At 71.1% G+C, this 19,035-nt stretch carries 12 protein-coding genes; 9 read left to right on the forward strand and 3 right to left on the reverse strand.

Features of this window, described 5'->3' with window-relative positions; all coding sequences use genetic code 11:
• Positions 1 to 5 precede the first annotated feature (5 nt).
• The 6 genes from K7G59_RS10120 to K7G59_RS10145 all read left to right on the forward strand — a co-directional run bounded on the left by K7G59_RS10120 (position 6) and on the right by K7G59_RS10145 (position 9,068).
• Positions 6 to 1,970, forward strand: coding sequence for an FUSC family protein (locus K7G59_RS10120; protein ID WP_225832484.1), 1,965 nt, complete (start codon positions 6 to 8; stop codon positions 1,968 to 1,970).
• Between the two features lie 296 nt (positions 1,971 to 2,266).
• Entirely contained in the window at positions 2,267 to 4,387 is a 2,121-nt protein-coding gene (locus tag K7G59_RS34970) for a VWA domain-containing protein (protein WP_225832485.1), read from the forward strand.
• A gap of 137 nt (positions 4,388 to 4,524) precedes the next feature.
• Positions 4,525 to 6,240 (forward strand): methionine--tRNA ligase, encoded by a 1,716-nt coding sequence (gene metG, locus K7G59_RS10130; protein ID WP_225832487.1) that lies wholly within the window; start codon positions 4,525 to 4,527, stop codon positions 6,238 to 6,240.
• Positions 6,241 to 6,430: 190 nt separating this feature from the next.
• On the forward strand, positions 6,431 to 7,360 hold the full coding sequence (locus K7G59_RS10135) for a hypothetical protein (protein ID WP_225832489.1): 930 nt from the start codon (positions 6,431 to 6,433) through the stop codon (positions 7,358 to 7,360).
• 14 nt (positions 7,361 to 7,374) lie between these two features.
• The gene (locus K7G59_RS10140) at positions 7,375 to 7,806 is read left to right on the forward strand and encodes a hypothetical protein (protein WP_225832492.1); all 432 of its coding nucleotides are present in this window, start codon (positions 7,375 to 7,377) and stop codon (positions 7,804 to 7,806) included.
• A 416-nt stretch (positions 7,807 to 8,222) separates the two neighbouring features.
• The gene (locus tag K7G59_RS10145; protein ID WP_225832494.1) at positions 8,223 to 9,068 is read left to right on the forward strand and encodes a hypothetical protein; all 846 of its coding nucleotides are present in this window, start codon (positions 8,223 to 8,225) and stop codon (positions 9,066 to 9,068) included.
• A 210-nt stretch (positions 9,069 to 9,278) separates the two neighbouring features.
• Here K7G59_RS10145 and K7G59_RS10150 read toward each other — a convergent pair whose 3' ends face one another.
• Complete coding sequence (locus K7G59_RS10150) at positions 9,279 to 9,449, reverse strand: DUF397 domain-containing protein (RefSeq protein WP_225833092.1); 171 nt, start codon at positions 9,447 to 9,449, stop codon at positions 9,279 to 9,281.
• Between the two features lie 36 nt (positions 9,450 to 9,485).
• Here K7G59_RS10150 and K7G59_RS10155 point away from each other — a divergent pair, with 36 nt between their 5' ends.
• Positions 9,486 to 10,286 carry a hypothetical protein gene (locus tag K7G59_RS10155; RefSeq protein ID WP_225832496.1) on the forward strand — a complete coding sequence of 267 codons (801 nt, stop codon included), beginning with the start codon at positions 9,486 to 9,488 and terminating at the stop codon, positions 10,284 to 10,286.
• Between the two features lie 158 nt (positions 10,287 to 10,444).
• Positions 10,445 to 13,654, forward strand: a complete 3,210-nt coding sequence (locus tag K7G59_RS34975; RefSeq protein WP_225832498.1) for a VCBS repeat-containing protein — start codon at positions 10,445 to 10,447, stop codon at positions 13,652 to 13,654.
• Positions 13,655 to 13,745: 91 nt separating this feature from the next.
• Here the strand turns inward: K7G59_RS34975 and aspS are convergent, their stop codons facing one another.
• Entirely contained in the window at positions 13,746 to 15,509 is a 1,764-nt protein-coding gene (gene aspS / locus K7G59_RS10165; RefSeq protein ID WP_225832501.1) for an aspartate--tRNA ligase, read from the reverse strand.
• A 177-nt stretch (positions 15,510 to 15,686) separates the two neighbouring features.
• Here aspS and K7G59_RS10170 point away from each other — a divergent pair, with 177 nt between their 5' ends.
• Entirely contained in the window at positions 15,687 to 17,858 is a 2,172-nt protein-coding gene (locus K7G59_RS10170; protein WP_225832502.1) for a SpoIIE family protein phosphatase, read from the forward strand.
• A 100-nt stretch (positions 17,859 to 17,958) separates the two neighbouring features.
• Here the strand turns inward: K7G59_RS10170 and K7G59_RS10175 are convergent, their stop codons facing one another.
• Positions 17,959 to 19,026 carry an AI-2E family transporter gene (locus tag K7G59_RS10175; RefSeq protein ID WP_225832504.1) on the reverse strand — a complete coding sequence of 356 codons (1,068 nt, stop codon included), beginning with the start codon at positions 19,024 to 19,026 and terminating at the stop codon, positions 17,959 to 17,961.
• Positions 19,027 to 19,035 lie beyond the last annotated feature (9 nt).

Consider the following 19,035-nt stretch of genomic DNA (forward strand, 5'->3'; position numbering starts at 1 on the left):
GCCGCATGTCCCGCGAGTTCCCGATCGGCCTCACCCCTCCCGACTGGCTGGTCCGGAACCTCCAACCGCAGCAGGCCCCGGTCAACCGGCCGGCCGTGGTCCGGGCCGCCATCGCCATGGCCCTCCCCCTGGCCGTAGGACTCGCGGCCGGACAGCCCGGCTACGGCGCGCTCGCCTCGATGGGCGCCCTGTCCGGTGTCATCGGCGACACCGCCGACGCCTACCGCATGCGCATCCTCAACATCGCCGTCCCGCAGCTCTTCGGCGCGGTGGGCGTGACCCTGGGCGCCCTCGTCTACGGCCACGGCTGGTACGCGGTGGCGGCGGTCACCGGGGTGGCCCTCCTCTCCGGGATGATCTCGACCATCGGCGCGGTCGCCTCGGTGTCCGGCCTGCTGCTCCTGCTCAACTGCGCGATCGGTGCGGGCCTCCCGCTGCCCGGTCCCTGGTGGCTCGCCCCCGCCCTGATGACCGGCGGCGGCCTCCTCGTCCTGCTCCTGGCCCTGCTGGCCTGGCCGCTGCGCTCGGGCGTCCCCGAACGCGCGGCGGTGGCGGACACGTACCGGTCGGTGGCGGCCCTCCTCGCCGCCTCCGGCACGGACGAGCGCACCGAGGAGTACGACGAGGCCCGCCGGGCGGTCACCCAGTCGCTGAACCAGTCGTACGACCTGATCCTCGCCCGGCGCGCCCGCCATCACGGCCGCAGCCCAGACCTGACCGTTCTGCTCGCCGAGTTGAACGCGATCACCCCCGTACTGGAGGCGGCCCCGGCGGCACACCTGTACGGCCGCCCGCTCCCCGCGGAGATCCCCGAGGCGCTCCACCACCTCTCCCAGGCCATCGAGACGGGCTACCGGGGCCCGATCCCCCTCCCGGACCTCCCCCCGCCCACCACCGAGACGGCCAGAGCCGTCGACCACGCACTACGGCACGCGGCCAAGGTCGTCGCCACGCCCGACGTCGACCCCCGGGGCATCGACGACCGCCTGGGCCGCCCCGCCACGCTGCGCATCCGCACGGCACGAGCCGCCCGCGGCGTCATGCTCTCCGCCAGCTCCTGGCACTACGGCCTGCGCCTGGCCCTGTGCATCGGCCTCGCCCAGGCGCTGGTGTCGCTGATCCCGGTTCCGCGCTCCTACTGGGTCACCCTGACCATCACCTTCGTCCTCAAGCCCGACTTCGGCTCCGTCTTCTCCCGGGCCCTGCTGCGCGCGCTCGGCACGGTGGCGGGACTGGTGATCGCGGCGGCGGTGCTGGCGGAGGTGCCGCGCGGCTGGGCGGACGTACCGGCGATGCTGCTCCTGGCCCCGCTCATCCCGGCGATGACCCCCCGGGGCTACGGCTACCAGACGACAGCGATCACCCCGGTGATCCTCCTCCTCTCCGACATCCTCAACCACCAGGGCACGGCCCTGCTGCTCCCCCGTCTGCTCGACTCCCTGATCGGCTGCGCGATCGCCCTGATCGTCGGCTACCTCCTCTGGCCGGAGAGCTGGCACAGCCGGGTGGGCGACCGCCTGGCGGACGCGGTGGCGGACACGGCGAGGTACGTGGAAACGGCGTTCACGGAACCACCCGCGGGCTCATCGGACCCGGCGGCAGCACGGGCCCGCATGCGTCGCCGCCTCTACCGCGACCTGTCGGTCGTCCGCACGGAGTTCCAGCGGGCCCTGACGGAACCCCCGCCGATGGGCCGCCGGGCGGCGGCCTGGTGGCCGCTGGTGGTCGCGGTGGAACGCATCGTGGACGCGACGACGGCGGCCAGGGTCCGGGTCCGCCACGGGGCCCAGCCCCCCTCCCCGTCGGAAGTCGCCCAGATAACCCTGCAACTGAGGGAGCTGTCGGAAGGACTCCGCCAGGCGGACACCCTGATCGCGGTCCGCACGGATCTGACGGGCCCGTCGGACAGTGTGCTGGAACCTTTGCGCCAGGAAGTGGCCACGGCCAGGGCGATCGCGTCGCCGCACTGAGATCGTCATCCGGGGCCGCTAACCTTACGTGTCCGTCCTGGCCAGGGATTGGCGGGCATCACCTCATGCGAAGGGTTGCGCACATGGGCATTCTCACTCTCCTGCGGAACACATTCGGCCGCTCCCGCAAAACACGTGCTGCCGAAGCAGAGGGTGCGCACCAGCTCCCCACGCAACCCGAACCCGCCCCCGAACCCGCCGAGCCGCCCGCGGACACCCAGGAACACGACCTGGTAGCAGCGGCCTTCGACAACATCAGGGTCCCCCGCCCAGCGTCCCCGGCAGACCCGCTGCAGGTGGAAACACCGGCGCACGAGCAGCAGGCGACGCACACGGAGGCGGAGGAGCCGGAGGCCACCGAGGCGGAGGCCACCGAGCCGGAGGCCGCCGAGGCAGAAGCCACCGAGCCGGAGGCCGCAGAGGCAGAGGTCACCGAGCCGGAGGCCGCCGAGCCGGAGGCCGCAGAGGCAGAGGTCACCGAGCCGGAGGCCGCCGAGCCGGAGGCCGCAGAGGCAGAAGCCACCGAGCCGGAGGCCGCCGAGCCGGAGGCCGCAGAGGCAGAAGCCACCGAGCCGGAGGCCGCCGAGCCGGAGGCCACCGAGCCGGAGGCCGCAGAGGCAGAGGTCACCGAGCCGGAGGCCGCCGAGCCGGAGGCCGCAGAGGCAGAGGTCACCGAGCCGGAGGCCGCCGAGCCGGAGGCCGCAGAGGCAGAGGTCACCGAGCCGGAGGCCGCCGAGCCGGAGGCCACCGAGCCGCAGGCCGCAGAGGCAGAGGTCACCGAGCCGGAGGCCACCGAGCCGCAGGCCGCGGAGGCACAGGCCACAGAGGCACAGGCCGCAGACCCGCAGGCCGCGGAGGCACAGGCCACAGAGGCACAGGCCGCAGACCCGCAGGCCACAGAGGCACAGGCCGCAGACCCGCAGGCCACAGAGGCACAGGCCACCGAGCCGCAGGCCACAGAGCCGCAGGCCACCGAGCCGGAGGCCGTAGAGGCAGAGGCCGCGGAGGCACCGGCCACCGAGCCGGAGGCTCCTGCCTCCCTGGCCGCAGAGCCAGAGGCCGTCGAGGCGAGGGCCGAGGAACCGGAGGCAATGGAGCTGAAGGCTTCCGATGCCATGGCCGCAGAACAGAAGACCCTCGAGCCGGAGGCAGCGGACCCGGAGGCTTTCGCTGCCGTGATCCAGGAGGCGGAGGCAGCGGAGCTGACGGGTTCCGACGCCGTGGCCGCGGAGCCGGAAACCGGAGAGCCTGCGGTTGCGGAGCAGAAGACCCCCGAGGCGGACGCCGCGGACCTCAAGGTTTCCGCCCCTGTGACCCCGGAGCCGGAGGCCGCTGAGCCGGAGGCCGCTGAGCGGGAGGCCGCTGAGCCGGAGGCCGCTGAGCCGGAGGCCGCTGAGCCGGAGGGCGTCGAGGCAGAGACCGCGGAGCCGAAGGCCGCTGAGCCGGAGGGCGTGGACTCGGAGACCGCCGAGCCGAAGGCCACGGACCTGGAGGCCGCCGCCTCGGAGTCAGCGGAGCCGGAGGCTGTGGCGTTCCCGGAGGCCGGGGAGCCGGTCGCGGCCGCGGTCGCCGACGGCGGTGACGCACCGCAAGGGCAACCCGCAGACGACGACGTAACCGGCACGGGTGGTGCCGGTGGGAACGGAACCGGCGCCGAAGGCGAAGCCGAGGCGACGCCCGCCCACACCCAGCCCGCCCACGACGACGAAATCGACACCGCCGGCGCAGCCGAGACCGCGGTGGAGAGCGCCCCCGCGACCCCCCTCGCCCGCGTGGAGTCCCACGCCCCCTCCCTCGCCTCCGCCTGCGAGGCCGCCGCCACCGCCCTCCGCGAAGCAGGCCTCACCGGCACCCGCGCGAAGCTGTACCTCGTGCTCGACCGCTCCGCGAGCATGCGTCCGTACTACAAGGACGGCTCCGCCCAGGCCCTCGCCGACCAGGCCCTCGCCCTCGCCGCCCACCTGGACCCCGAGGCCACGGTCCACGTCGTCTTCTTCTCCACGGAGGTCGACGGCACCACCGATCTCACCCTCGCCCCCGGCCACGAGACCAGGATCGACGAGGTCCACTCCGGCCTCGGCCGGATGGGCCGCACCAGCTACCACGCCGCCGTGGAGGCCGTCCTCACCCACTACGAGAAGAACGCGGATCCGTCGGCCCCCGCCCTCGTCGTCTTCCAGACGGACGGCGCCCCCGACGCCAAGACCCCGGCCACCCAGTCCCTGACCGGGGCCGCCGAGAAGCACCCCTCCGTCTTCTTCTCCTTCGTGGCCTTCGGCGAGCACGACAACAAGGCCTTCGACTACCTCCGCAGGCTGAAGACCGGCAACACGTCCTTCTTCCACGCGGGGCCCGCCCCCCGTGAACTGACGGACACGGAGCTGTACCAGGGCGTGCTCGCGACCTGGCGACCGTAACCCAGCGTAACCACGGCTCGACGCTCTCCGGCCGCCCCTTCCCACCCGGCAAAACGGGAAGCGGGCGGCCCACCCCTGTCAGCTACGATTTCAAGGTTCGAAACCGCAGAAAACGCAGCGACCTGGGAGCAGCCACGATGGCTCGACACCTCATCACCAGCGCCCTTCCCTACATCAACGGGATCAAGCACCTGGGCAACATGGTGGGGTCCATGCTCCCGGCGGACGTGTACTCCCGGTACCTCCGCCAGCGCGGCCACGACGTCCTGTACATCTGCGCCACGGACGAGCACGGCACCCCCGCCGAGCTGGCCGCGAAGGAGGCCGGCCTCTCGGTCGCCGAGTTCTGCGCCCAGGCGCATGACGCACAGAAGGCGGTCTACGACGGCTTCGCGCTGGCCTTCGACTACTTCGGCCGCAGCTCCTCCCCCGAGAACCGTGACATCACCCAGCACTTCGCCCGCAAGCTGAACGAGAACGGCTTCATCGAGGAGCGGGCGATCCGCCAGGTGTACTCGCCCGCCGACGGCCGCTTCCTCCCCGACCGCTACGTCGAGGGCACCTGCCCCCACTGCGGCTACGACAAGGCCCGCGGCGACCAGTGCGAGAACTGCACCCGGGTCCTGGACCCGACCGACCTGATCAACCCGCGCTCGGCGATCTCCGGCTCCACGGACCTGGAGGTCCGCGAGACCAAGCACCTCTTCCTCCTCCAGTCGAAGCTGGAGAACGAGGTCCGCGAATGGGTCGCCAAGCACGACAAGGACTGGCCCCAGCTGGCCTCCTCCATCGCCCACAAGTGGCTGACCGAGGGTCTGCACGACCGCGCGATCACCCGAGACCTGGACTGGGGTGTCCCGGTCCCCGCGGACACCTGGCCGGAGCTGGCGGCCGAGGGCAAGGTCTTCTACGTCTGGTTCGACGCCCCGATCGAGTACATCGGCGCGACGAAGGAGTGGGCCGACCAGGACCCGGAGAACCGCGACTGGAAGTCCTGGTGGTACGACGCCGACACGGACGTCCGCTACACGGAGTTCATGGCCAAGGACAACGTCCCCTTCCACACCGTGATGTTCCCCGCGACCGAGCTGGGCGTGCGCGAGCCGTGGAAGAAGGTCGACTACGTCAAGGCCTTCAACTGGCTGACGTACTACGGCGGAAAGTTCTCCACCTCGCAGAAGCGGGGTGTCTTCACCGACCAGGCCCTGGAGATCCTCCCGGCGGACTACTGGCGCTACTTCCTCATCGCCAACGCGCCCGAGTCGGACGACTCCTCCTTCACCTGGGAGCACTTCACCGCCACGGTGAACAAGGACCTCGCCGACACCCTCGGCAACTTCGTCAACCGCGTCCTGTCCTTCTCCCGCAAGCGCTTCGGCGACGACGTCCCGGCCGGCGGCGAGCCGGGCGAGGCGGAGGCCCGCCTCGGCGAGGAGATCGCCTCGCTGCTCGCCGAGTACGAGTCGCACATGGAGACCCTCCAGTTCCGCAAGGCCGCCGCCGCGCTGCGCGCCCTGTGGTCGGCCGGCAACTCCTACCTGGAGGAGAAGGCCCCCTGGCTGGAGATCAAGACGGACAAGGACGGCGCGGCCCTCACCCTGCGCACGGCGATGAACCTGATCCACCTGTACGCGGTGGTCTCCGAGCCGTTGATCCCGACGACGGCGAAGGCGATGCGCCAGGCGTTCTCCCTGGCGGACGACACCGCCGCCTGGATCACCGCGGATGAGGCGAAGGCCCTGACCGCCGTCCCGGCCGGCACCCCGTTCACCGTGCCGCCGGTCCTGTTCGCCAAGCTGACGGACGAGGACCTGGAGACGTACAAGGAGCGCTTCGGCGGCCACGGCGCCTGATCCCCAGCCGACGGCTCAGCCCACCTCCGCATAGACAGAGGCCCGGAAACACCCCGTTTCCGGGCCTCTGCGCGTCTGCATTCGGCGATCGAGGGCGATCGAGGAGGCGTGAACGTTTCCTCCCTCCCCGAACGGGTGAACCATTCCCCGTGCGGAACACCCCGGCTCTTGATCCCTCTACGTTGACCGCATGGTCACATCCACCCACGAGGCATCTCACCGGATCTTCCAGGACAGGCCGGAGCTCCTGACCCCTGTCTTCGGCCTCCTCGGAGTCCCGATGTCCGCCAAGGCATCGGTGTCGGTCCTCAGCGCCGACGTGACGGAGATCCAGCCTCTGGAAAGACGCGTGGACACCGTCCTGCGCGTCGAACCGTCGGACGGGGACGCCTTCCTGCTCGCCATCGAAACGCAGGGCCTGCGCGACAACCGCAAGGCGACGAGCTGGTCGTACTACGTGGCCTATCTGCACGAGAAGTTCTGCCTTCCGGTGCTGCTGCTCGTCACCTGCACCGACCGGCGTACGGCGCGGTGGGCGACCGGACCATTCACCTGCGAGGTGCGGGGCTGGACCACCCACAGCACACATCCGCTGGTCCTGAGCCCGGACAACGTGCCGATGATCACCGACCGGCGTACGGCTGCGCGGAACCTGGCGATGGCGACGTTCTCCGCCATCACGCATAGCAAGAATCCGGAAGCCACAGCCATACTGGAGGCCCTGTTCGGCGCCCTGCAGGAGACAGACCCGCAGACCGCCCTCTACTTCAGCGGCCTACTGGAGATCGGCCTGGGGGACACTCCGGCCCGACAGACATGGAGAAAGCTGATGAGTTTCACCAACTTCTTCCCCGGCCGGGGCACCCTGCTGGAGGAGACCTACCTGGAAGGCCAGACCAAGGGCGAGGCCAGGGGCGAGGCGAGGGGCGAGGCGAGGGCCATCCTTCGCTTCCTCGAGGTACGCGGCATCACCGTCCCCAAGGAGGCCCGGGAACGCATCGCCGACTGCACCGACCTCGACCTCCTCAACCGCTGGCTGGACCGGACGCCCCACGTGGAAAGCGTCGACGAACTCTTCGCCGAGGACGCGGGGAACACCGCGGACCGGACCGAAGCCTGACCCACGGCGCGATCATGATCGACGACGACGTGGACTCTTCACCGGAACTGATGGACCTCCTCCGGATGTGCATGCTGTCCGTGGGCCTCGCTGTGCCGCCGGAGCGCGTGCTGGGCGACTTCCGTGCCGGGCTGGAGAGGTTGAGACAACAAGGTTCCGTCTCCCTCCGGAGCATGGCCCGCGTCCGGGCCCAGCTGGACAGACGGCCCGGTGACGAGCACGAGGACGAGGACTGGGTCAGGGGATACACCGCCGGATACACCGCGGCGTGGGCCGGGGCGGTCCTACGGGTCCTGGAGGTGCGCGACATCGAGGTATCCAAGGAAATCTTCCGCCCTCTGTCCCTGTGTCCGGACGCGGACGCCCTCACCCGCTACCTGGACCGCGCCGTCACGGCGAGCACGCCGGAGGAACTGTTCACCCCCGACCTGATGAGCGGTACGTAGGGCTGTCGGCGTGCGTCGAGCGGCCCGGGAGCGAGGCGTTCCCGGGCCGCTCTGACGGGGTGCGGCTCACCGAGCCGGCAGTTCAGCTTTGTCTTCCAGGCCGGGTAGAGCGGGCCGGACAGCCGCTGTCGGCTTCGAACCGCGTGCTCCGTCGCGGCGAGGTACGCGCCACTCACCGGCTGCCGGGGTGCGCGAGACCATCGGACGGCGGGGGATCGCGGAGCTGAACTCCGCCGTCGCACTGCACTGACGGCCGTGGAGACGTACAAGGAGCGCTTCGGCGGCCGAGCGGCCTGGTCCCGGCCGCGCCCCCACCGTGGCCGTGGCGCCAGGCGCCGCCCCGGATGATCTACAGTGCCCGCGGCGGGCAGTCGACCCGCCATGCAGTCACTCGCACGCGACTCAGGGGTGGGGATTTGATCATTTCGACATCGGCTGCTGCTCCGCAGCGGCAGCCCTCGGCTGCGCGCCGCACGGCCGCCGTTGCGGCGGCCGGGGCCATGACTCTCGTGGGCATTGGGCTCATGGCGCCGACCGCGCATGCGGCCGAGAGTGACATCTCGTTCTCGAACGTCGTGTTCAACAACGGCAAGCCCATCGTCGTCGGCATCAGCGCCGAGGTCGAAGCCCCGTTGACGTACACGGTGAAGAGTAACGTGACGCTCGACGACTGGTGGGTCGATGCGTACCGCACCAATGGGTCCACCAGGTACACACTCTCGATCTCGACGACCCAGTGGGGCTGTCGCCAGTCCTCCGCTGGCGGCTACACCTATCGCGACTGCGACGAGACGATGACCATCGACCCCGACGGCATGCCGGGCGGCAATGGCGGCAAGCTCGTCAACAGTGATGCCACCAACTGGAATTCCCTCGGCACGGGCATCAAGAAGGGCGGCAGTTACGACACCGACCTGCTCTCCGCGACGGTCCGCCTCCAGCGTGCCTCGCGTATCCAGAACATGAACGCCTCCCCGGAGCCCGTCACCAAGGGCAAGACGATCACCGTCACCGGCACCGTGCAGCGGGCCAACTGGAGTCTGCACCGCTACGACAACTACGGCGACCGGCTGGTGAAGCTGCAGTTCAAGCCCGCCGGTTCCAGCACCTACACCACGGTCAAGTCGGTGACCGCCAGCAGTACCGGCTATCTCAAGACCACGGTGACCGCTTCCCAGGACGGCACATGGCGCTGGCGCTACAGCGGCAACTCCACGACCGGCGCCAGCAACTCTGCTGCCGACTACGTAGACGTGAACTAAGTCGCCCAGGCGCCCTCGACCTGCGCCTCGGTAGCCGCACCTGACCGTGCAGGGAGGCCCCCACTCCGGCGGGGCCTCCCTGCACGCCGGGACATGCTGCCCACCCCTGCCCGACCGGCATAGCGGCCAAGGGGTGCTCCCCGCTCTCGCGCGAGTCGGCAACTCGCCAACGGGACGGATACTACGGCCGGGGCGCAGATCGCCAAGCAATCAGAGCCCCGAGGCGTGACCCACGAAGTGCGTCCACGCCTTCGGCGCCAGCGCGAGCTGTGGGCCTGCGACGTTCTTGGAGTCGCGGACGTGGACGGTGCCGGGGGTGACGGCAAGCTCTTCGCGGAGGTTTTCGCGGCGTACGGCAGGGCATTCCCGCGGGCCGCCCATCGCGGCCGGTGTCGGCCTCATCTAGGGTCTGGCCTCATGTCCACGCAAGAGCCCCCGAGCCTCCACCAGGCCACCATCGACGCCATCACCTCCTACGCGGGCCGCGCCACCCTCGGCTTCCAGCGGGCCAACCGCCCCGGCCCGTACGGCACGCTCTTCTGGTTCAACGAGCTGCTGGAGTCGACGGAGGAGGCGGACACGGTCCGCCCGTTGCTGCTGACCGCCGTCGAGCAGACCCGCTACGAGGTCGCCGAGCTGGCCCCGCGGCCGGAGATGTGCGACCCGGGGCCGAGCGCGGAAAGGTCGCTGATCACGCAGTTCGCGCAGGGCTGGACCGAACTCGCCGGGCTCGGCGTGGCCGTCCAGTCCACGGCGTTCCTGGACGCTTACGCCGCCGACAGGGGCTGGAGCTGGAAGACGGACGAGATCACCGACGGCGTCGCGGCCCGCACCGAGGACATCGACCGGATCACCGCCGAGCCGGTCACGGCGTACGCCCTGGGCCATGACGTGGCACGGAGGACCGGGGCCCGGGAGCAGGCGGTCGTGGTGGGCGCCCTGGCGCGCATGCAGGACGGCACGATCCGCTGGAGCACCGAACTCCCGACGGGCTGCGTGGGCGCGCCCGTCTTCTACTCCGCACCCGATGACGACGAGGAAGGCCCCGACAGCTTCAAACTGGTCTGCGCCGGTGTCCTCCTGCCCGCCGACAACAAGGGCTTCGGGCACCACCCGGTGGCCACGTTCGACCGGATCCGCGAGGCCCTCTCGGCCTTGCCGGTCCTCGAACCGTCGCCGTCCACCCGCGGACGCCGTTGGTGGCACCGCCGGAAGTGAGAACGAACGGCCGGCCGGGACTCGGCCAGGCCGCCCACACTCACCGCATTCTCCGGCCCGGCAGAGGCACCCGGGCCGGAAGTAAGAACCTGGAAAGAGGCTGGTAAAGTCCGCTCACTTGGGCGAGGGCGGAGGTCCTCGCCGGGAGGGAATCTCAGGTGGGCAGACACGCCCTGAGACGGGGCGGGCTGACCGCTGCCGTCTTTGCACTCACGGTCGCCGTCGCGACCCTCACCGTGGCCTCCGGGGGCGGCGAACCCGCCCGCGCGGCCACCGCGCAGACCGCCGGAACGACGGAGATCGTCCTCAACGATCCGCGCACCGACACGCCTCGCGTGGAACGGCTGCTCGCGGCCGGCGACACCGGCTTCCTGCACCGGCAGAGCGGCGTCGCCGGACTGCTGTGGACGAGCTACGAGGACGGCAGCACCGTCCCCGTCAACGGCCCGCCCCTCAGCTCCGGCTACCAGCCGTACCAGCCGACCACCACCAGCTGCTACGACATCGGCCTCCCATGCCCCTCGGGCACCTTCGGACAGGGCGCCGACACCGTGGCGCTGCCGCACCGGACCTACACCGAACCCGTGTCGCTGTGGACCCCGGACGGCGCCCTGCGGACGCTGGACATGCCGAGGCTCGACTACGTCGGCACCTACGGCACCACCGTCGTCGCCGCCGAGCAGGACACCTCCCTCGACGGCTCGGGCGTGCCCGGCACCGGGCTGGAACTGCTCGACTACGTCGACGGCAAGCAGCGCACCCGCGTGGCGACCGGAAACCCGGCCGACAAGCAGTGGAAGACGGGCACCACCTACCGGCGCACCGGCGACGCCAAGGGCGCGTTGCTCGCCTACGCCACCTCCGACAGCTCGACCGGCACCACCTCCTACGACGTCGACTACCTCGACTTCGCCACCGCCGAGCTCACCCAGGTCTTCAGCGGCGCCGACAGCGGGCTGTCGCTCGTGCTCACCGGCGACCGGATCGGCTGGTACAGCCCGGACGCCGGACTGCACCTCAAGCCCCGCGCCGACCTCGGCGCCGAGGAGACCGCTCCGGTGCCGGGCAACGGCACGCCGGGCTTCTCTCCCGTGCTCGTCGGGAACTGGCTCGTCCTGATGCCGTCGGACACAGGCGCCGTCACGGCCGTCTCCCTGACCGACGGCACCACGAAGACCCTGCTCGGCCGCTCCTACGGCACGCCCGTGGCCACGCCCGGCGGCGATGCCCTGGTCGTCGGCGGCACGGGTGCCGCCGACTGGTGGGTGCAGCGCGTCCACCAGGGCGCGGACGGCACCCCCCAGCTGGAGAAGGTGTACAAGGTCGCGCCGTACGAGAACCACAAGACGGGTCTCGCGCTCAGCCGGGGCAGTCTGCGGGTGGCGCAGGACAATCCCAGCAGCTCCATGGACACCACCTCGGTGCGCACCCTGACCACGAACGGCAGCACCACGCTGGCCGCGTCCGACGCCACCGCCGGCGACTCGGTCAGCCCCGTGTGCCCGTACGCGGGCACCACCTGCTCGGCGATGTGGGGCAACAAGGGCACCGACCCCGAGGACGTCTACCTCGGCACGTTCTACGACGCCAACGAGGGCGGCAGCGGCCTGGAGAACGCCGACCGGCTGGTCGCCATCGGCGACGCATGGTCCAACAGCTACCTGGAGTTCGGCACCGGGGGCGGCAGGATCGTCGACGTCTCCGACGGATACGCGGTCTACAACTCGGGGGGCTCCTCCCCGATGCAGTACGTCGGCGAGTTCGGTTACGGCCAGAAGCTGAAGCGTTCCGTCCGCGCCGCCGCCCTGAACGGCTCCACCCTCTGGAGCGCCACCTCCACCGCCGGCCAGGTCACCTCGTACAGCCTCACCGAGGGCAAGACCCTCACCACGGTGACGATCCCCGGCGCCGGCTGCGTCCCCACCGAGCTGCAGGCGGCGGGCCGCTGGCTGTACTGGTCCTGCGGGACGGCCTCGGCGGGGGTGTACAACACCAAGGCCGGTACGTCGGTCGCCGTCACCCCCGGTGACGTGCTCCTCGGCGACGGCTTCACCGTCCGCCACGACCACGACCACGACGAGCTGGTCCTCACCGACGCGGCCACCGGGGCCACCCGCGTGGTCGCCGCCGAGGTCCCCGACACCGGGCTGGCCGTCGACCGCCGTTACCGCTGGACGGTCGACGAGTACACCGGCCTGGTCGCCTGGTTCGACAGGTACGAGCAGACGCGCGTCGCCACCACCGGCGTGACCCCGTCCGCCGTGACCGCCTTCGAGTCGAGCGCCGGCAGCTACGCCACCCCGTCCTCCTCCGCCTCCTGGAACGGCGAGTGGCTGCTGTCCCGCCCCGTCACCTCCTGGTCGCTGACCTTCACCTCGGTGGAGAGCGGCGAGACCGGCAAGGCCACCCGCACGATCACCGGCGGAGCCTCCACCGCCCGGGTGTCGGCGGGCTGGAACGGCAAGACCGCGACCGGAAGCCGCTTCCCGAACGGCATGTTCAGGTGGACCCTGACGGCGACGGGCCTCGGCACGTCCACCGCCACCACCGTGAAGACCGGCAGCGGCTTCCTCGACAACGGGGCTCCGGTGCGGCACGACTTCGGCAGCCCCGACGGCCCGGACGGCCTCGGAGACCTCCTGACCCTCAACTCCTCCGGCACGCTCACCTTCCAGATCGGCACGGGAACCGGGAAGTTCTCGGAGAAGGTCAGCGGCAGCGGCTGGGCGACGAGCATCAAGGCGGTCCCGTTCGGCGACCTGAGCGGGGACCGCTGCAACGACGTGCTGGTGCGGCTGAGCAGCGGGGCCCTGCGGCTGTACAAGCCGGGCTGCGGCGCCGCGCTCAAGCCGACGACGTCGTACACGACACTGGCGACCAGCGGCTGGACCCAGTACGACGTGCTGACCTCGCCCGGTGACATCAGCGGTGACGGCCGGGCGGACCTGATCGCCCGCAACGCGTCGACCGGCACGGTGTACCTGTTCAAGGGCACCAGCACCGGCGGACTGTCCGCCCGCGTGAAGCTGTACGACAACTGGAAGGGCTACAAGAAGATCGTCGGCACCGGCGACCTCAACGGCGACGGCATCGGTGATCTCCTCGCCCAGGACGGATCGAACACGCTCTACCGCTACAACGGCACCGGAAAGGGCACCTTCGCCGCCCGCTCCAAGGTGTTCAGCAGCTGGGGCGGCTCGTACAACGTCATCGTCGGCGTCGGCGACACCAACCGCGACGGCAAGGCGGACATCGTCGCGCGGGACACCTCGGGCAACCTCTACCGCAACTACGGTGACGGCAAGGGGTCGTTCGGGGCGCGCACCCAGATCGCGACCGGGTGGGGCGGGTACAGGTCCCTGTCCTAGTACCGGCTGATCGCAGCTCGTCCTGACGCATGCGAAGGGGCCCGGAACCGCCGTCGCGGTTCCGGGCCCCTTCGTTGCCCGACCCAGCCGGTTACTTCGGCTGCGGCTTGCGGATGTTCAGGTGCAGCTCGCGCAGGCGGGTCTCGTCCAGCTCCGTCGGCGCGCCCATCATCAGGTCCTGGGCGTTGCCGTTGAGCGGGAAGGCGATCGTCTCGCGGATGTTGGGCTCGTCCGCGAGGAGCATGACGATGCGGTCCACGCCGGGGGCGATGCCGCCGTGCGGCGGGGCGCCGAAGCGGAACGCGCGCAGCATGCCCGCGAACTTCTCCTCCACCGTCTCGTGGTCGTAGCCCGCGATCTCGAAGGCCTTGAGCATGACCTCCGGGTCGTGGTTCCGGATCGCGCCGGAGGACAGCTCGACGCCGTTGCAGACGATGTCGTACTGCCAGCCCAGGATGTCCAGGGGGTCCTGGGTCTGCAGGGCCTCCAGGCCGCCCTGCGGCATGGAGAACGGGTTGTGCGAGAAGTCGATCGCGCCGGTCTCCTCGTCCCGCTCGTACATCGGGAAGTCGACGATCCAGCAGAAGCGGAAGACGCCCTCCTCGAAGTGGCCGGCCCGGCGGGCGGCTTCCACCCGCACCGCGCCCATGACCTTGGAGACCTCGTCGAACTCGCCCGCACCGAAGAAGACGGCGTGGCCGGGGGCCAGGGACAGGCGCTTGGTCAGCTCGGCGACGTTCTTCTCGGTGAGGAACTTCGCGATCGGGCCGGACAGGGCGCCGTCCTCGCCGACGCGGACCCACGCCAGGCCCTTGGCGCCCAGCGAGACGGCGAACTCGCCGAGCTGGTCGAAGAACTTGCGCGGCTGGTCCTGGACCGCCGGCACCGGCAGGGCACGCACGTGCTTGCCGGCGAAGGCCTTGAACTCCGAGGCCTCGAAGACGTCGGTGATGTCGACCAGCTCCAGCTTGGCGCGCAGGTCCGGCTTGTCGGAGCCGTACTTCAGCATCGCCTCGCGGAACGGGATCCGCGGGAAGGGGGAGGTGACGTGGCGGCCACCGCCGAACTCCTCGAACAGCTCGGTCATCAGCTGCTCGACCGGCTGGAAGATGTCCTCCTGCTCGACGAAGCTCATCTCGATGTCGAGCTGGTAGAACTCGCCCGGCGAGCGGTCGGCGCGGGCGTCCTCGTCGCGGAAGCAGGGCGCGATCTGGAAGTAGCGGTCGAAGCCGGAGATCATGAGCAGCTGCTTGAACTGCTGCGGGGCCTGCGGCAGGGCGTAGAACTTGCCCGGGTGCACACGGGAGGGGACCACGTAGTCACGGGCGCCCTCGGGGGAGGTGGCGGACAGGATCGGCGTCGCCATCTCGTTGAAGCCCATCGCGGCCATCTTGTGCCGCATCGCGGAGATCACGGCCGTGCGCAGCATGATGTTGCGGTGCATGCGCTCGCGGCGCAGGTCCAGGAAGCGGTACTCCAGGCGCCGCTCCTCGTTGACCCCGTCCTCGGTGTTGATCGTGAAGGGCAGCGGGGCGGCGGCACCCAGCAGCTCGACCGCGCCGACCTCGACCTCGATCTCGCCGGTGGGCAGGTCGGGGTTGACGTTCTCGGTTCCACGTGAAACAACGCGGCCGTCGACGCGGACCGTGGACTCCTTGGAAATCTTGTCCAGGGCCTCGTACGCGGGCGTGCCGGGGCGGGCGACCAGCTGCGTGATGCCGTAGTGGTCGCGCAGATCGATGAAGAGGATGCCGCCCAGGTCGCGCCGATTGTGCAGCCAGCCACTCAGCCGGACGTCGGTGCCGACGTCAGAGGCGCGGAGCTGGCCGCAGGTGTGGGACCTGTAGCGATGCATCGTCGTTCATCGTCCTTCGTGGTGGGGTTGGCTCCTGCCCGGGCGCTGGGCCCCGGCGGGAACGGGCACGGGGCCCGGACCCATCAAGGGTACCGGGCACCCGAGATCGGCTCCCCGCCATTACCGTCGGGCCGGCCAGGGTGGCATTCATCGGGCAGGTGTTCCTAAAGTGGGGCAATGCGCACAGGCGAGCCCCTCCCGTCCGTCGGGGTCGTCCTCGCCGCCCTCGCGACCGGGCTGTGGCACTGGGACACGGCCGCCGGCCTGGTCACCGTGGACGCGGAGGCGGCGCGGCTGCTGGGGCTGCCCGCGGAGGCGACCACCCTCACGGAGGCCCAGACCCGGGCCCGGCTGCATCCGGTCGACTGGAACGAGATCACCGGGGTGGTCCCGATGGCCGTCGCCGAGGGCACGCTCGCCGAGGTACGCGTCCGCATCATGGACGAGCAGGGCAACGTCCTGCGGGTCGTCCGCAGCCGCTCGAAACCGTCCTACGACCCCGAGTGTCAGGCGTACGAGCTGGTCGGCACCCTCCAGGAGGTCACCGAGCCGGCCCCGGGCACGCGGGCCGCCCGCAGCGCGGTCACCGGTGACTGGCGGCGCTCACGGGAGGCGTTCCTGCTGGACGCGGGCCGGGCGCTGGCCGAGGCACGCTCCACGGCCGAGGTGCTCCGGGTGGTCGGCGGCCTGTCGATGCCGGGGTTCTCCCCGGACGGGCTCGTGGTCTTCGGGGTGGAGGGCGACCGGCTGACGATCATCGGCCAGCACGGGCACCGGCCCGGCGCCATGAGCGCCTTCTCGCACATGCCGCTGACCACCAGCTATCCGGCGGCCGAGGTCGTGCGAACCGGCCGCGCCGTGTATCTGTCCTCCCCCGCGGAGTACAAGGCCCGCTACCCGGCGACCTGGCCGCTCGCCCGGCACTTCGGCCGCCGCTCGTGGGCCTTCATGCCGCTGACGGTGGCCGGACGCACGATGGGTGCCTGGATGGCCGCCTTCACCTATCCGGTGGCCTTCACCCCGGACGAGCGCGCCGTCCTGGCCACGGTGGCCCGGATGCTCGCCCAGGCCCTGTCGCGGGCCGGCGCCCAGGAGGAGGAGCGGGAGCTGACGGAGGGCCTGCAGCGCTCCATGCTGCCCACGCTGGGCCCCGCGATACCGGGCATGCGGGTGGCCGCCCGCTACATCCCGACCGGCGGCGGCCTCCAGGTCGGCGGCGACTGGTACGACATGATCCCGCTGCCCTCCGGGCGCTTCGCGCTGGTCATAGGGGACGTACAGGGCCATGACGTACGGGCGGCGGGCCTGATGGGGCAGCTCAGGATCGCCCTGCGCGCCTACGCGTCCGAGGGCCACCGCCCGGACGCCGTCCTCTCCCGGGCCTCCCGCTTCCTGCACGGCATGACCCATGACCGCCGGAACGGACACCCCGGCCGCGCCGGACACCCCGGCCGCGCCGCACCCCCCGAACCGCGCTTCGCCACCTGCCTGTACGCCGAGGCCGACCCGGTGAGCGGCCGGCTGGAGATCGCCCGCGCCGGGCATCCGCACCCGGCGATCCGGATGGCCGACGGCACGGTGATACAGCGGCCGACCGCGGGCGGGCTGCCGCTGGGCATCGACCCGGACGCCGACTACCCGACGACCCGGTTCACGCTGGAGCCCGGCGAGATCATGATGCTGTGCACCGACGGCCTGATCGAGACCGGCGGGCACGACATGGAGAGCGGCTGGCAGCGCCTTCGCACGATCCTTGAGGACTTCGGCCCGGGCCACGACCCCAACCACGAGCACGGCCTGGAGATGCTGGCCGACACACTGGTGCAGGGCGTGCACGGGCCCTCCTCGCACCACACCACCGGTCCGCTGGCCGACCGCCGCGAGGACGACATAGCACTGCTGCTCCTGGGCCGGCCCGGGGACGGCTACGGCGCCGCCGTGACGGCACGGTCGGCGGTACGGCGCACGCTGCTGTCGGTGGCGCAGGACGAACCGGACCGGATCGCCGAGGCCCGCCAGTACGTGCGCGAGCTGCTGCACGACTGGTCCGACGGAGAGCAGGTGGACGCGGCGGTGCTGCTGGTCTCCGAGATGGTCACCAACGTCCTGGTGCACACCGACGCCGACGCGCTGCTGCTCGCGGAGGTCGCCGGGGAGCCGGGCGGCCGACGGCTCAGGGTGGAGGTCACCGACGCCGGCGACGACCTGCCGCACAAGCGCCGCCCCGGCGAACTGGCCTCCTCCGGCCGCGGTCTGATGCTGGTCGAACTGCTCGCGCACGGATGGGGAGTGGATCCGCGGGGCGAGGGCAAGAGCATCTGGTTCGAACTCTTCGAGAAGTACTACTGACCCGGCCGCCCTTCCCAGCCACGCTGCCCAGCCGCCCTTCCCGGCCGCGCTGCCCAGCCGCGCTGCCCAGCCGCGTTGCCCAGCGCTCTGCCCGGCCGGCTCACTCGGCCGGTCTGCCGGCCGACTCGCTCTGCGCGTAGTGGTTCCGCAGCTCCTGTACGACCCCGAAGGCCGCGGCGGTCAGCGGTACGGCGAGCAGCATGCCGAGGATGCCCGCGACCGAGGCGCCCGCGGTGATCGCCAGCAACACCGCGGCCGGGTGCATCTGCACGGTCCGGCTCTGGATCACCGGCTGCAGCACATGCCCCTCCAGCACCTGCACGGCGAGCACGACACCGAGCGCCCACAGGGCGATGACGAAGCCCCGGTCGGCGAGCGCGACCAGCACGGCCACCGCGCCGGAGATGAAGGCACCGAGGTAGGGGATGTAGGCGCCGACGAACACGAGCGCGCCGAGCCCGACCGCACCGGGCACCTGGAGGATCAGCAGGCCGAGGGTGATGCACGCCGCGTCGATGAGGGCGATGACAGTCGTCCCGCGCATGAACCCCTCGACCGCCTGGAAGGCACGGCGTGCGATGGCCTCCAGGGTGTCGGCGCTGTCGCCGGGGGCGCAGGCACGCAGGCCCGCGACGGCGCGCCCGGAGTCGCGCAGGAAGAAGAAGACGAGCAGCAGCGCGAGGACGGCCATCGCCAGGAACTCGCCGACGACACTGACCCCGCTGATGACGTTGGAGGCGGCTGTCCCGCCGAACTTGCCGAGCAGCCGGCGCGCGTTGGCGGCGAGGTCGTCGAGACTGGTCCCGGCGGCCCCGAAGTGCCGGGTGAGGGACTTGGCGGCGTCTCTCAGGGAAGTGATGATCTGGTCGCCGGTGTCGATGAGCGCGGCGACGACGATGTAGACCGCGCCGCCGACGACGGCCAGTACGGCGACACAGGTGAGCCCTGCCGCCACCGAGGGTGTCACCCTGGCCCGCACCAGCCGCCGGTACAACGGCCCGAGCAGCGCGGTCCCGAGCAGCGCGAGCAGCACCGGGGTGACAGCCGCGCGGAACTCGGCGCACAGCTGCACAGCGACCCAGCCGACCCCGGCGACGAGCAGCAGCACGGCGCACCAGGCGGCAAGACGGCGAACGGGCGCGGGCAGCAGGTCCGGTGGCGTGGACATGCGCCCATG

Origin of the sequence: Streptomyces sp. NK08204 (genome assembly GCF_020400585.1) — a bacterium.
Lineage (GTDB): Bacteria > Actinomycetota > Actinomycetes > Streptomycetales > Streptomycetaceae > Streptomyces.

Coding starts and splice junctions, on each gene's coding strand:
- K7G59_RS10120 (WP_225832484.1), top strand. CDS start 6: ATGTCCCGCGAGTTCCCGATCGGCCTCACCCCTCCCGACTGGCTGGTC.
- metG (WP_225832487.1), top strand. CDS start 4,525: ATGGCTCGACACCTCATCACCAGCGCCCTTCCCTACATCAACGGGATC.
- K7G59_RS10135 (WP_225832489.1), top strand. CDS start 6,431: ATGGTCACATCCACCCACGAGGCATCTCACCGGATCTTCCAGGACAGG.
- K7G59_RS10140 (WP_225832492.1), top strand. CDS start 7,375: ATGATCGACGACGACGTGGACTCTTCACCGGAACTGATGGACCTCCTC.
- K7G59_RS10150 (WP_225833092.1), bottom strand. CDS start 9,449: ATGGGCGGCCCGCGGGAATGCCCTGCCGTACGCCGCGAAAACCTCCGC.
- K7G59_RS10155 (WP_225832496.1), top strand. CDS start 9,486: ATGTCCACGCAAGAGCCCCCGAGCCTCCACCAGGCCACCATCGACGCC.
- aspS (WP_225832501.1), bottom strand. CDS start 15,509: ATGCATCGCTACAGGTCCCACACCTGCGGCCAGCTCCGCGCCTCTGAC.
- K7G59_RS10170 (WP_225832502.1), top strand. CDS start 15,687: ATGCGCACAGGCGAGCCCCTCCCGTCCGTCGGGGTCGTCCTCGCCGCC.
- K7G59_RS10175 (WP_225832504.1), bottom strand. CDS start 19,026: ATGTCCACGCCACCGGACCTGCTGCCCGCGCCCGTTCGCCGTCTTGCC.